12 protein-coding genes are annotated in these 12,859 nt (G+C 62.8%); 3 read left to right on the forward strand and 9 right to left on the reverse strand.

Going from position 1 to position 12,859, the window contains the following annotated elements:
* Positions 1-5: 5 nt before the first annotated feature.
* The 4 genes from QP305_RS01295 to clpS are packed head-to-tail and all read right to left on the reverse strand — an operon-like array spanning position 6 to position 2,576.
* Positions 6-803, reverse strand: coding sequence for an MBL fold metallo-hydrolase (locus QP305_RS01295; RefSeq protein ID WP_284903452.1), 798 nt, complete (start codon positions 801-803; stop codon positions 6-8).
* Positions 800-1,612, reverse strand: coding sequence for a glutamate racemase (gene murI, locus QP305_RS01300; RefSeq protein ID WP_087070908.1), 813 nt, complete (start codon positions 1,610-1,612; stop codon positions 800-802). Before murI ends, QP305_RS01295 begins: the two co-directional genes overlap by 4 nt.
* Positions 1,613-1,621: 9 nt before the next feature.
* The gene (locus QP305_RS01305; RefSeq protein ID WP_284903453.1) at positions 1,622-2,248 is read right to left on the reverse strand and encodes a DUF2017 family protein; all 627 of its coding nucleotides are present in this window, start codon (positions 2,246-2,248) and stop codon (positions 1,622-1,624) included.
* Positions 2,238-2,576 (reverse strand): ATP-dependent Clp protease adapter ClpS, encoded by a 339-nt coding sequence (clpS, locus tag QP305_RS01310; protein ID WP_284883395.1) that lies wholly within the window; start codon positions 2,574-2,576, stop codon positions 2,238-2,240. The genes QP305_RS01305 and clpS overlap by 11 nt, the downstream gene beginning before the upstream one ends.
* Positions 2,577-2,658: 82 nt before the next feature.
* Here clpS and QP305_RS01315 point away from each other — a divergent pair, with 82 nt between their 5' ends.
* Positions 2,659-4,014 carry a nicotinate phosphoribosyltransferase gene (locus QP305_RS01315; protein ID WP_026429492.1) on the forward strand — a complete coding sequence of 452 codons (1,356 nt, stop codon included), beginning with the start codon at positions 2,659-2,661 and terminating at the stop codon, positions 4,012-4,014.
* A gap of 165 nt (positions 4,015-4,179) precedes the next feature.
* Here QP305_RS01315 and QP305_RS01320 read toward each other — a convergent pair whose 3' ends face one another.
* The 3 genes from QP305_RS01320 to QP305_RS01330 all read right to left on the reverse strand — a co-directional run bounded on the left by QP305_RS01320 (position 4,180) and on the right by QP305_RS01330 (position 6,770).
* On the reverse strand, positions 4,180-5,997 hold the full coding sequence (locus QP305_RS01320) for a DEAD/DEAH box helicase (protein ID WP_284903454.1): 1,818 nt from the start codon (positions 5,995-5,997) through the stop codon (positions 4,180-4,182).
* Complete coding sequence (locus QP305_RS01325) at positions 5,958-6,302, reverse strand: DUF3039 domain-containing protein (RefSeq protein ID WP_026429494.1); 345 nt, start codon at positions 6,300-6,302, stop codon at positions 5,958-5,960. Before QP305_RS01325 ends, QP305_RS01320 begins: the two co-directional genes overlap by 40 nt.
* A 183-nt stretch (positions 6,303-6,485) precedes the next feature.
* Positions 6,486-6,770: an HU family DNA-binding protein gene (locus QP305_RS01330; RefSeq protein ID WP_026429495.1), complete on the reverse strand. Its 285-nt coding sequence runs from the start codon at positions 6,768-6,770 to the stop codon at positions 6,486-6,488.
* A 307-nt stretch (positions 6,771-7,077) separates the two neighbouring features.
* On the opposite strand from QP305_RS01330, the gene mprF reads away from it, so the two are divergent.
* Together mprF and QP305_RS01340 are read left to right on the forward strand one after the other, a co-directional pair.
* Positions 7,078-9,771, forward strand: a complete 2,694-nt coding sequence (gene mprF, locus QP305_RS01335; RefSeq protein WP_284903455.1) for a bifunctional lysylphosphatidylglycerol flippase/synthetase MprF — start codon at positions 7,078-7,080, stop codon at positions 9,769-9,771.
* Entirely contained in the window at positions 9,764-10,234 is a 471-nt protein-coding gene (locus QP305_RS01340; protein ID WP_284903456.1) for a hypothetical protein, read from the forward strand. Before mprF ends, QP305_RS01340 begins: the two co-directional genes overlap by 8 nt.
* A gap of 53 nt (positions 10,235-10,287) precedes the next feature.
* On the opposite strand, the gene QP305_RS01345 is transcribed toward QP305_RS01340, so the two are convergent.
* Both QP305_RS01345 and QP305_RS01350 read right to left on the reverse strand, forming a co-directional pair.
* Positions 10,288-11,172, reverse strand: a complete 885-nt coding sequence (locus tag QP305_RS01345) for a class C sortase (protein WP_284903457.1) — start codon at positions 11,170-11,172, stop codon at positions 10,288-10,290.
* A gap of 86 nt (positions 11,173-11,258) precedes the next feature.
* A complete protein-coding gene (locus QP305_RS01350) occupies positions 11,259-12,755 on the reverse strand; it encodes a SpaH/EbpB family LPXTG-anchored major pilin (protein WP_284903460.1) in 1,497 nt (498 codons plus the stop codon).
* Positions 12,756-12,859 lie beyond the last annotated feature (104 nt).

Below are 12,859 nucleotides of genomic sequence, written 5' to 3' on the forward strand. Positions count from 1 at the left end.
TCCACTTAGATCCGGAAGGCTTCCCCGGCCCGCACGCAGGCCACCCGGCCCTCGTATTCTTCCCGCGCCGCGGCCCGTACGGATTCCCGATCCGTCCACGGCTGGAGGTGGGTGAGGAGCATCTCATGGGCCCCGGCCTGCGCGGCCAGCGCCCCGGCCCGCGAACCCGTGAGGTGAATGCCGCGCACGGTATCCCGCCCGTCTTCATAAGCGCATTCGGAAAGGAGCAAATCGGCGCCGCGCGCCGCGGCGACGACGCCGTCGCACATATCCGTATCCCCCGTGAAGGTGAGCACCACGTTCTCCCCGGGGCGCAGATCCGAGGGGCCGGTGATCCGGTAGGCGAAAGTTTCCACGGTGTGGAGGGCAGGGAAAGCCTGGATGGTCATGGGACCAACGCGGAACGTATCCCCGGCGCGGACCTGGCGGAAGTCGAAAACGTCGTCGTAGGTTTCTTCCGAGCCGTCGTCGCCCAGTTGGCGGGCGCGCCGCCGCGCATCCCCGGGGCTGTACACCGCCACCCGGGGCAGCGGGCCGGACGGATGCCAGCGCCGGTAGACCTGCATCCCGATGAGGTCCGCGCAGTGGTCGGCGTGGAGGTGGGAAATCACCATGGCGTCCAGGAGGGCCGGGTCGGTATAGCGCAGCAGATGGCCCATGGCGCCGGGGCCGAAATCCAGAGTGAAGGTGTAGGTGCGCGGGGCGCCGTGCGCGTCGATTCCTTCCGCCTGCACCAGGTAGGCCGAGGCGGGTGATTCCGGCCCGGACATCGAGCCGGAACATCCAATGATCGTCAGTCTCATGCCGAGAGCTCCTCCGTAGATAGCACGGTTCCTACTTCCGGACCGAGGAATCTGCGGGCGAGGTGCCCGAAACTCACCGGGTCGCCGGTGGCGTAGAAGCGGCGCCGGGGGGTTCCCGGGCCGGCAAACATATCGCGGGTGGCTAGTTCGCGGTAGACATCGCGGGCGGTTTCATCCGCGGAGGACACGATGGTCACATCCTCCCCCATGGTGTAGGAGATCACGCCAGCGAGCAGCGGGTAGTGGGTGCAGCCCAGCACCAGGGTGTCCACCCCGGCTGCCCGCACCGGAGCGAGGTAATGTTCGGCAACCGCCTGCACCTGAGCGCCGGCCGTCTGCCCCTGTTCCACCAGCTCCACGAACTGCGGGCAGGCCCGGGTGGTCAGTTCCAGATTCGGGGCGGCCGTAAAAGCATCCTGATAGGCCCCCGATTCGATGGTGGCCGGGGTGGCAATCACCCCGATTTTCCCGTTCCGGGTGGCCCGCACCGCGCGGCGCACCGCCGGGCGGATCACCTCGAGCACCGGGATGCCCATCTCCGTGGCGAAACGCTGCCGGGCATCCGCGAGCGCGGCGGAGGTAGCGGAATTACAGGCGATCACCAGCATTTTTACGCCGGAGCCCACCAGTTTCTCCATGATGTCCATCGCGTAAGCGCGTACCTCGGGGATGGTTTTGGTGCCGTAGGGGCAGTGGGCGGTATCCCCGATATAGGTGATGGATTCGCCGGGGAGCTGGTCAATAATGGCGCGCGCGACCGTGAGGCCACCTACGCCGGAATCAAAAATGCCAATGGGACGGGAATCCATACTGTCAAGTTACCGCCGCAGGTCCTTGTTCTGAATGGCAGTGATGAGTGAATCTTGCCACCACGCAATAATTACGTAGAGCACGCCGATCATGTCATCGGTGGTATCGATTTGGGGGCGCTCCGATTCCATAATGTCGAGCGCGCGGGAGGTCACGGCCTCGGATTCCGCCGCGGTGGTGATATCGCGGCGGGTGCCAAGCACGATGCGGATATCATTCGCGCCGGCCAGCCAGCTACCGGCATCTTCATTACTCACCCACACAGCCTCGCTCGCCAGCGAGCTGTAGAAGACCAGCAGATTACGGATTTTTGTGTGGCAGACGGCGGATTCGGTGAGGGCGCGCAATTCGTCAGCGAGCTCGGGTTCCTCGGACATATCGGGCAGGAGCCGGGCGAGGGCAGTATCCATATCGCAGGCCGGGGTGTAGCAGCGGGTGGTTTCCAGGTCGGCTAATTCGCGTTCGTAAGAGGCGAGTACATCGCTGGAACGTGATTCCATTTCCTCGTCCAGGTTGTAGCCGAGCAGAGTTGCGACGTCGCGCGCGAGTCCGGCAAAAAGTTGCCGTTCGGTCGCGTCAACGCTGGCACGGTAACCGCCGCGGGCGGGGCGGAAGGGCAGCATATTATCTCCCACCTTCCGGTTCTTCTTCGATGGTGGCGAGCAGTCCGTAGGTGTGCATGGCCCGGGCGTCTGTTTCCATCTGCTCGCGCGGTCCGGTTGATACGACGGCGCGCCCGCGGGTATGGACCTCTAACATGAGGGTGAGGGCGCGGTCGGCCGAATGGCCAAAGTAGGATTGGAACACCCACTGCACATAGCTCATGAGGTTAATCGGGTCATCGTGCACAACGGTGCGCCAGGCGCGGGCCGGGCCGGTGACCGCTTCAAAAAGCGTGACGCTTTCGGTGCGGCTTGCCGGGCTGCTGGCCCCTAAATCTTCAGGAGATGTGTGCGCGCTCATATCTCCATCCTAGTGCCAAGCTCTAGCCGGCGCGGCCAATCATCCCCGGCCAGCTCAGGCGGACGCGGGTAGACTCAGGCATATGAGTGTTTCAACTGCTTTGCTCACTGATATGTACGAGCTGACCATGGTGGATGCGGCCATGCAGTCGGGAAAGGCCCAACGGCGGGCCGTTTTTGAGATTTTTGCGCGCCGGCTCCCGGGCGGGCGCCGTTACGGGGTGGTGGCCGGCACGGGCCGCCTCCTCGACGCCCTGAAAAATTTCCGCTTCGGGGAAGAAGAAATTGAGTACCTGCGCGCCAATAAAATCGTTTCCGATTCCACCCTGGAGTGGCTGCGCACCTTCCGTTTCTCCGGTGATATTTGGGGTTACGCGGAAGGTGAAATGTACTTCCCCGGTTCCCCCATTCTCACCGCGGTGGGCACCTTCGCGGAATGCTGCGTGCTGGAAACCCTCGCGCTTTCTATTTTCAATTATGACTCGGCGGTCGCCACGGCTGCCTCGCGCATGACGATTGCCGCGCACGGGCGGCCCTGCGTGGACTTCGGGGCGCGCCGCACCCACGAACGCAGCGCGGTTTCCGCGGCCCGCGCGGCCTATATCGCCGGTTTCGTGGGCACCTCGGATCTGGAGGCCGGGCGCCAGTACGGGATTCCGGTTTCGGGCACCTCGGCGCATTCCTTCACCCTGGTCCACGATTCGGAGCGCGAGGCTTTTGATACTCAGATCGCGGCCATGGGCACCGGCACCACGCTGCTAGTGGATACCTACAATATCGCGCAGGGTGTGGAGAATGCGGTGGCGGCCGGACGCGCGGCCGGCGGTGAGATCGGCGCGGTGCGTATCGATTCGGGTGATTTGATCGCCACTGCCTTCAAGGTGCGTGAGCAGCTGGATCGCCTGGGTGCCACCTCCACGAAGATCACCGTCACCTCGGATCTTGATGAGTACGCAATCGCCTCCCTCAATTCCGCCCCGGTGGACGGCTACGGGGTAGGCACCCGCCTGGTCACCGGCTCGGGAGTTCCCACCGCGCAAATGGTCTACAAGCTGGTCCAGCGCGAAGGTGCGGATGGCCGGCCCGAAGAGGTCGCGAAGGCTTCGGAGAATAAGGCTTCGGTGGGCGGGCTCAAGGTTGCCGGGCGCCTGGAAAGCGGTGGGCACGCCACCGAGGAACTCGTGGTGAGCGCCTCCAGTTTCGCCGAGGGCCTAGCCTACCTGGAGAAACAGGGCGCCCGCCCGCTCCAGGTCCACCTGGTAGAAGCCGGCACCATCGACGAACGCTACTGCGGCACGGAAGTCCTCTCCGCCGCCCGCCTGCGCCACGACACCTCGCGCGACGCCCTCCCCTACGACGGCTGGCGCCTTTCCGCCGGGGAACCCGCGATCCCCACCCGCATGGTGGATATTTTCCCGGGCGACGACGCCGCGGCTTAATTCCCGCTCGCCTTCCTGCTCGCTGCGGCTAATTGCACTGGCCGCGGAGGCAGGCGCGGTGTGCTGTGCGCGGCCGCCCGTGGATCGCACGCGCGTGACCACACGCGCGGAACCAAACAGGCGGCGCGCACCTTCCCGGCGCTGGTTCGACGCGGCCTCAAGCGCTTAGCGCTGGCCCACGAACCAGCGCCGCAGTGTTTTCACGCGCGCTTCGATCTGGTCGGCGCTCGCCCGGGCCACTTCCGGGCCACCGCAGGCCCGGCGCAGCTCGGTGTGAATAAGGGCGTGCGGGTCCCCGGTTTTCTTCGCCCAGGCCGCCACCAGCTGGGTGAGTTCCTTGCGTGCGGTGCGCCGGCGGGTGAGCTCATCGGTACCCGGGGCCGGGCGCTGATTGCGGGCCTTTTTTGCCTGCTCGGCCTGGTGGGCGCGCAGCAGCGTGGTCACTTCTTCGGGTTCGAGCAGCCCGGGAATCCCCAGAAAATCAGCTTCTTCTTCCGAACCGACAGCCGCCCCGAGCCCGAATTCACCGCCGTCGAAGAGCGCCCTATCGAAAAGCGCCCCCGATTCCAGGGCCTCGTAGCCCGGGCCCTCCAGTTCCTCACTGGCCTTGTCTTCCCGGTTGGCGGCCTCCAGCAGGTCATCATCCCAACCGGCCACCTCCGCCTGTTTCGAAATGGCGTGGTCGCGTTCTTTTTCCATCTGTGCGGCCAGCTCCAGGAGCACCGGCACGGAAGGCAGGAACACCGTGGCGGTTTCCCCGCGCCGCCGGGCCCGCACGAAACGCCCGATCGCCTGCGCGAAATAGAGCGGGGTGGAAGCCGAGGTGGCATACACGCCCACGGCCAGGCGCGGTACGTCCACGCCTTCGGATACCATCCGCACCGCCACCATCCACCGGGAATCCGAATCCGCGAAGGTCGCAATTTTTTCGTTCGCGCCGGCATCATCGGAGAGCACCACGGTGGGTGCTTCCCCGGTGATCTCGGTGAGGATCTGCGCGTAAGCGCGGGCATCCTTCTGGTTGGAGGCGATCACTAGCCCACCCGAATCGGGTAGCGAACGGCGCACCACCGTGAGGCGTTCGTTCGCGGCGGACAGCACCTCCGGGATCCACTCCCCGCCCGGGTTGAGGGCGGTGCGCCAGGCCTGCGCCGTCATATCTTTGGTGAGCGGCTCGCCCAGGGTCGCGGCCACCACGTCACCCTGTTTAGTTTGCCAGCGCACCTGCCCCGAATAGGACAGGAAAATAACCGGCCGAACCACCCCGTCGCGCAGTGCCTGGGCGTAACCGTAGGTGTAATCGGCTTTGGAGCGCAGGTTCCCGTAGCCATCCGGTTCGTAGGTGACGAAAGGAATGGGTGAAGTATCCGAGCGGAACGGCGTGCCGGTGAGGGCCAGGCGGCGGGTAGCCGGGGTGAAGGCTTCGCGGATGCCATCGCCCCAGGAGAGAGCATCCCCACCGTGGTGAATCTCGTCCAGAATCACGAAGGTGGGCCGGGCACTGGTGCGTTCGCGATGCAGGGCCGGGTTAGCGGCTACCTGGGCATAGGTCACGCACACCCCGTTGAAGAAGGAACCTTCGGTGCGCTGGGCATTCGTGAAATCGGCGTCCAGCTGAATACCCACGCGGGCCGCGGCCTGCGCCCACTGGGTTTTCAGGTGTTCGGTGGGGCAGACCACCGTGATGGTGCGGGCCTCGTGGCGCGCCAGCATTTCGACGGCGACACGCAGCGCGAAGGTGGTTTTACCCGCCCCGGGGGTAGCTACCGCGAGGAAATCCCGGGGCATGCGCTCCAGGTAGAGGCGCAGCGCTTCGGCCTGCCAGGAGCGCAGGCTCGAGGTGGTTCCCCAGGCCGCGCGGGCCGGGAAAGCCGGAGGGAGATTCGAAGCGGCGGAAACGGAAGGGGTATGCGGGGTGGAAGCGGGAATCGAGCGGTGCAGACTCACTTGCCACTTCCCGGCACGTCCGGCCCGAAGGGCCATCCGGAGCCTTGGTTGCCCATCTGTTTGCGGATCTCCTTGCAGGTGGGGCACACCGGGTAGCGATCCGGGTTGCGCGAAGGAATCCAAATCTTCCCGCAGAGCGCCACCACCGGCTGGCCGTACACGGCGGAAGCCATAAGACGGTCCTTGCGGACGTAATGGGAGAAACGCTCTTCGTCACCGTGGGAAAGGCGTTCTTCGGTGCGTTCCAGCACCCCGACGGATTGCTGAGATTCCGTGGCCGGGCCGGCCGGGGCCGATGGCGCGCCCGGAGTTCCTAAAGGATCGGGAAGGGAAGTACTCATGGGCTCTATTGTACGGCCCGCGCCGGTGTGGGGAAGCCGCTGCCGGTAAGCCGCACCGGGGCGCCTCGCGCGGGAAGCGAAAGTGCCCGGAGCCCGGCAGCGCCGTCGTACCTCAACACGCCCGCACACAAGAATCGCCTCCCCGGAACGATCCGAGGAGGCGATACTCACAAGCAACTCAGGCTACTTGTTGGACACAGCCTTCTTGAGGTTGGATCCAGCCGAGATCTTCACGCCGAAACCGGCGGGAATCTCGATTTCTTCACCGGTGCGGGGGTTGCGGCCCTTGCGGGCGGCGCGCTCGGTGCGCTCCACGGAGAGCAGGCCGGTGATCTTCACGGCTTCGCCCTTGGAAAGCGAATCGACGAGCACTTCCTGGAGCGCGGCGATCGCCTTATCGGCATCGGACTTGGACAGGCCGGAACGGTCGGCGATAGCTGCGATGAGCTCTGTGCGGTTAACGGACATGAAAATACCTCTCGATATCTGTTCAGGTACATGGCTCATAAGAACCACTAAGCAAAAATGTAGCGGAAACTGGCGCCAAAGTGAGAATTTTCTGCGAAATCGCCGCGTGTCGGTTAAGACATACATCACAACTCCCACCAATTTGCACAGTTGTCACAGGATTTGCGCACCCGCACCGCCCCAGCGCGGCCGGCGCGAAGGCCCGCCTTAAGGGCATAATGAGTAAGGTTCAGGATGCCCCGGGCCGGTCAGCGCCGCGAAAGTGAGCACGCGGGCCGGGGCGTCGTCGTCGAAGAAAGGTTCCCCGGTGTCGCGACTTGTCGCCTTCATCCGCTCCCACCCCCGCCCCTTCAAAATCGCTTTCTACGTGCTGGTGATCGCCGGCGTGGCGGCCGTGGCTCACAGCCAGCTCAAGGAGCTGAGCGGTGAACAGATGGCGAAAGTGCTGAGCTCAACACCTCCGATTATCCTCGTGGAACTGGTGGCTCTCGGTTTTCTGGCTTTTACCGCCACCGGTATTTATGACATCTTCGCCTCCCGGCATTTTGGGGTGGAGATCCCGGTGGGAACCGCCGCGAAAATCGGGTGGATCGCCCAGGCTTTCAACAATTTCGCGGGGCTGGGCGGCCTGACCGGCGGGGCGATTCGCTCGCGCTACTACAAGCGGGCCGGGGCCTCCACGAAAGCCGCCGTGGATGCCAGCGTTGCGGTGTGGGCCGCAAACCTGCTCGGGCTTTTCGCCATGCTGCTGACCACTTTGCCTTTCGCCTTCCGCTACGACGGGCGTTTCCTGGTGGTCCCCGTGGTGGCCTGCCTGTATATCCCAGTGTATTTCCTGGCCGGCAAGGTCCATTTCTGGAAAATTGACCTGCGCTCAACCGCTATCGGCACCCAGAATTTCCGGCAGAAACTCCAGATGCTTTTTGCCTCCGTTGCGGATTGGCTGGCCGCGGCGGTGTTCTTCTGGATTTGCGTGCGCACCTTCCTGGGTGAAGTTTCTTTCGTGCAGGCGGTATTTGTGTACGCCACCGCCACCCTGGTGGGCCTGCTCAGCTTTATTCCGGCGGGCCTGGGGACTTTCGATCTCACCGTTATTGTGTTCTTCCAGCACCTCGGTTTTGATTCTTCGACCCTGGTGCTCGCGATTATCGTCTACCGCGTCACCTACTACGCGCTGCCGTGGCTGGCCGCTACCGTGTACTGGCTGGCCGAATACGCCTACCCGCGCCTGGGCCTGGAGGATCGCGAGAAGCGCGAACGCTGGCTCATTAACGCGCTTTCCACCGGGGTGGTGATTCTAGGGATTTTCTCCATCGTCAATGCTTTCGCGCCTTCGTTTTACGCACGGGTGGCGCTGCTGCATGTGTTCCTCCCCCACGAAATGATCCGCTCTTCGCGTATCGTTTCGCTGCTGGTGGGGATTATGCTGCTGATTCTGGCGCGCGGGGTACGCCAGCGGGTGAGCCGCATTTTCCCGATTATTTTGATTTTGCTGGGCGTGGCGGCGGTGGCTTCCGTGGCGCGCGGGCTAGATACCGGCGCGATTATCGTCATTATTCTTTTCGCGATTTTGCTCTACCTGGCGCGCGGGGCTTTCAACCGCGACCCGCTCCCCTTCGAATGGCGTTCTTTCGCTTTTTCCGCGATCATCGCGGTGGGGATCCCGCTCGGGATTTTCGCCTGGCGCTGGATCCATGGGGCCCCGCAGGCGCACGTATACCCCACCGCCCACGCGCTACTCACCGGGGTGAGCATGATCTGCTTCGTTTCCCTCATTTCCCTCGCGCTGCTTTTCTCGCGTTCGCGCGCCCCGCATTTTGAGCTGCCCACCCCGGAGGATGTGCATCGTTTCGAAACGTTCATGAGCGAGCACAATGCCGGTAATGCCTTCACGCATCTTTTCTACCTGGGCGATAAGCAGGTCTTTTATTCTTCGAATGGGCGCGCCGCGCTGCTCTACCGCCCCTACCGTTCCTCCATGCTGGTGCTCGGCGATCCCTTTGGGGACGAAGCCTCCTTCGAGGAGCTCTTCGAGGAATTCGTGACCTACGCCGATGAACACGGCTGTTCGGTGGCGATCTACGAGATCGCGGATATCTACCTGGGAGCCTGCGCGAATATCGGTTTCTCCTTCGTGAAAATCGGGGAGGACGCCACCGTGGACCTGGCCACCTATTCCAATGTGGGCAATAAGGGCAAGGTGTTCCGGCGCATGCGCAACCGCATGGGTGAAAAAGGCACACATTTCGAGGTGCATTTCCCGCCTTACACTCCCGAATTCATTGGGGAGCTGCGTGAAGTTTCGGATGCCTGGCTGGGCAAACGTTCCGAAATGGGCTTCTCCCTCGGTTTCTTTGATGCGTCGTATATTGGCCGCACCCCGGTGCTGCTGGTGCGCGGGGAGGAACGTATCGAAGGTTTCGCGAGCCTCATGCCGATGGCGCCGGGTGTTGCGTCCGTGGACCTCATGCGCATTCGCCCCGACGCTCCGGGCGGCACCATGGACGGCATTTTCGTTTCGCTGATCGAATGGGCGAAAGAAAACGGCTACACCCACGTGAACCTGGGGATGGCACCCATGTCCAATACGGGCACCACGCGTTTTTCGCGGGCGCGCGAAAAGGTGGTGCGCGTGATCTACGACTTCGGCGACCGCCTCTACAATTTCAAGGGCTTGCGTTCCTACAAGGAAAAGTTCAAGCCGCGCTGGCAGTCCCGCTATCTTGCGTACACAGGAACGACGGCGCTCACCCCCACCATCCTGGGACTCCTCGATGTAATTCAGCATCCGGATCGCAGCCGCGGGGCGATTCCGCTGCAATGGAGCCTCCCCGCGCCCTGCTCTAGTGAGGGCGACGACGCCGCAGCTGCCGTTCCGGCAGCTGATACTCAGGCCGCGCGTAATATGGCTACCGTGGGCAATGGCGCTGGCGGCGCGATGCGGCTTCCACGAATGCTGGTGCTGCCACGAAGCACGGAAAGAAAGGTGCCTGATGGCTAAACGGCCCTCGATGCGTAATCCGGAAACGCCGATGGACGAATTTGGCACGGTGGTGCTGCGCCGGGCCACGCAGAACGTGCGCAGCAAGCTGGTGGCTGATCCGGAGCGGCACAAGTGCGAGCTCGCGGCGGCTGAGCGGCGCGATGCGGATGATCAGGTGCGTGAGCTCTTCCCGGATGCCCGGATTTGGTACCTGGAGGCCCGGCCGAGCCACTATCGGTTGAAGGCAGCTGGTTTCTTTGTGCTGAGTGTGCTGGATTTGGATGTGTATCGCGGCTGGTTGGATGGCCCGCATCCGCGTGCTTTCTACCTGGTGGAACAGGGCCGGCTCCAGCTGCTGGTGCGGGTCAATGATTTTTATCTTGACGCGATTGCGCTTCCATCCCCGCCCGCGCCGGTAAGCAAGCGGCGTTTCACCATCGGGCGGGATGAGTTTCTGCGTGATGAAGAAGAACTGGCTTAGCTGAACGGGAGGGGTTCTGAGTAGTACCCCTCCCGTTCGCTGTTCCGCAGGCGCTACGCTGCCTTGCTCGCGGCGTTGTTCTTGGCGCGGCGACGTTCTTTCCAGGTCATGCGGCCGAGCACGCCGATGGTCCCCAGAACTGCGGCCCCGTAGGCGATGGCGAACCACGGGAAACGTGGCAGATCCGAGGGCTTATTCGCGGCTTTCACGTCTGCCACCGGGGTGGGAATAATGCGCTCCCCCGTGACCAGGATGCGATGGGAGTTAATACCGAGCGGGGTGCAGGTCACCAGGGTGACGAGGTCTTTTCCTTCTTCTACCCGCAGGGTATCGGTATCTTCCGGGGCCACCACTTTGGTATCCCGGACGCGATAGGTGAGTACGTCACCGAATACTTCGATGGTGAAGGTATCCCCCACGTTGACCTTGTTGAGGTCGGTGAACATGCGTGCGTTGGCGAGGCCGCGGTGCGCGGTGATGACGGCGCGGGTGCTCGGCCCGCCTACCGGCAGCGAGGTGCCTTCCAGGTGGCCGGCCGCGCGGTTGAGGACCTCATCTGAGGTGCCGTGGTAGACGGGTAAATCAACGTCGATATTGGGGATGCGGAGCCTGGCCATGAGGCCTTCGGAGTCCGCGGCTAGAATTTTTTCGTATGGCCAGATGCCGTCTGCGGCGGTGGTGTCGCCGGTGCCGGTGGCTTTGCGTTCGTTGGCTTCCAGGATTGCGCCGGCGTTGAATGCTTCGTTATAGGCGTGCGCGGCGGCGAGCTGGGTTTCTTTATCGGGCTGGGCGGTGGCGATTTGATCGGAGTACGCGCCGGTGATTTTGGATTGCTCGTATTGGGAGAGCCAGGCGGCGGCATGCGGGTACACCAGTAGGGTGAGGCCGAGGATAACGAGGAGCCCGATGAGGTAGGGCAGCAGCAGGTTTTTCTTCATGAGATACAGACCCGGGTGGGGAGGTACCAGATGGCACCTCCCCACCCGTTCGGTAGGCCGCGTATATTACGCGGTCAGTTCTGTGCTTAGGCGTTCACCGCGCGGTTGCGGCGAACCTGGGCGACGGTCAAGCCACCAGCAGCACCCAGGAGCGCGAGGCCACCCAGAGTGAGCAGCAGCTGGCCGGCAGCACCGGTCAGCGGCAGGTTCGGGCCGTCATGCTTGGTGTTGTCGATGGTGTATTCAACCGTGGTCGACTTACCCTTCTTGACGTTAACTTCCTTCACCTCGGTGCTGATCACGTAACCGGCCGGAGCCTTGGTTTCCTTGAGGTAGAAGGTCTTCTGGTCAGCATTGCCCAGGACGAGGCCGACGAAACGGATCTCGCCATTTGCATCAGACGTTGCAGTCGCAACGGCGTTCTGGCCCTTAGTAGCATCGTCATTCGTCGCGTAAACCGCGAATTCCGCATCCTTCAGCGGCTTCTGGTTGTCCTTGTCACGCTTGAGGACGAGGAGGTCACCGACCTTGACGGGACGGTCGCTCGTGGTCGTGTTAGTACCCGGGTTGTATTCATTGACAAGAGGACCGAAGGAGTTGGGGATTTCGCCACCCTCGGGAAGCCCGGTGATCTTGGTGGTGAGTTCCACCTTGAATTCCTGACCCGCCTGAACCGTGGCGAGGCGTTCGGCACTGAGCTGGATGGTTACTTTCTGACGATCAGCGACATCATCATCAGCCTTGACCGCCGGATCAAGGGTAACAGTGTAGTCAGTGTGCTCGGTGAGGGTTTCGGTACCGAGGGTAACCTTGGCGCTCACGTACTTCAGGTGCGGATCCAGAAGATCTTCGATGCCAACCTTGGTGTAGGTTTCCTGAACGCCCTGAGCATTCACACCGAGGGCCGGCACTTCGTACTTGATTTCCCACTTGACATCGTCGCCGACCTTCTTGGCGGCTTCGTCCTTCAGGGTCTTGGTGCCATCATCGGACACGGTGTTCTTCGGGTAAGCGTGAACGTCGTAGAGCCATTCAGCCTTGTTGTTCACCTTCGAGGGGAAGGGGATGGAGACGAAGAAGGGCTGGGCCTTCTTGATCACCTTGTGAGGACCGGTGCTACCTTCGCGGACGAGGTACACGCCAGCCTGCAGGTTGGTGAAGGCTGCAACCCCACCATCAGCGGTGGTCTTCTTCGTTTCATTGGTCTCAACCGCAACGTCTGCACCGTTGTAGGTGACCTTCTTGGTGTTCTCGTTGTACTGAAGCTGGGAAATCTTCTGCCAGTCTTCAGGCTTCGTGAGATCAACGCCGGTTACCTTCTGGAGAATGAACTCGACACCGTCCATGGACTTAGCAGTCGGCGGCACATCAGCGATGGGCTGGCCGTTATTTTCCTTGCCCCAGGCAGGATTCTCGTACTTGTGAACCGTGATGGAACCGGCCTTATTAAGGTCCGGGTTGCCAAGCGGGCTTTCATCGCCAGGAAGAGCGTGGGCCCCGGGTGCGAGCACCAGACCGGCCGCGCCGAGGAGGGCGGTGATCAGGGCGGCGAGCACCGCGCGGATAGATTTCTTCAGCTGCATGGTAGTCCTCTCCGTGATTGCAGCACATATTGCTTCAATTAGTTGTGTGGTTATTTTTGCCCGAAGGGCGGCGGTAGCTACGCAGTGTTACCCGCGCAGATAGT

Origin of the sequence: Actinotignum timonense (assembly GCF_030216305.1) — a bacterium.
Taxonomy (GTDB): Bacteria; Actinomycetota; Actinomycetes; order Actinomycetales; family Actinomycetaceae; genus Actinotignum; species Actinotignum timonense_A.

Excerpts from the sequence above, each read along its gene's own strand:
- QP305_RS01295 (WP_284903452.1), bottom strand. The coding sequence starts at position 803 with ATGAGACTGACGATCATTGGATGTTCCGGCTCGATGTCCGGGCCGGAA.
- murI (WP_087070908.1), bottom strand. The coding sequence starts at position 1,612 with ATGGATTCCCGTCCCATTGGCATTTTTGATTCCGGCGTAGGTGGCCTC.
- clpS (WP_284883395.1), bottom strand. The coding sequence starts at position 2,576 with ATGAGCGCGCACACATCTCCTGAAGATTTAGGGGCCAGCAGCCCGGCA.
- QP305_RS01315 (WP_026429492.1), top strand. The coding sequence starts at position 2,659 with ATGAGTGTTTCAACTGCTTTGCTCACTGATATGTACGAGCTGACCATG.
- QP305_RS01320 (WP_284903454.1), bottom strand. The coding sequence starts at position 5,997 with ATGGCCCTTCGGGCCGGACGTGCCGGGAAGTGGCAAGTGAGTCTGCAC.
- QP305_RS01325 (WP_026429494.1), bottom strand. The coding sequence starts at position 6,302 with ATGAGTACTTCCCTTCCCGATCCTTTAGGAACTCCGGGCGCGCCATCG.
- QP305_RS01330 (WP_026429495.1), bottom strand. The coding sequence starts at position 6,770 with ATGTCCGTTAACCGCACAGAGCTCATCGCAGCTATCGCCGACCGTTCC.
- QP305_RS01340 (WP_284903456.1), top strand. The coding sequence starts at position 9,764 with ATGGCTAAACGGCCCTCGATGCGTAATCCGGAAACGCCGATGGACGAA.
- QP305_RS01345 (WP_284903457.1), bottom strand. The coding sequence starts at position 11,172 with ATGAAGAAAAACCTGCTGCTGCCCTACCTCATCGGGCTCCTCGTTATC.
- QP305_RS01350 (WP_284903460.1), bottom strand. The coding sequence starts at position 12,755 with ATGCAGCTGAAGAAATCTATCCGCGCGGTGCTCGCCGCCCTGATCACC.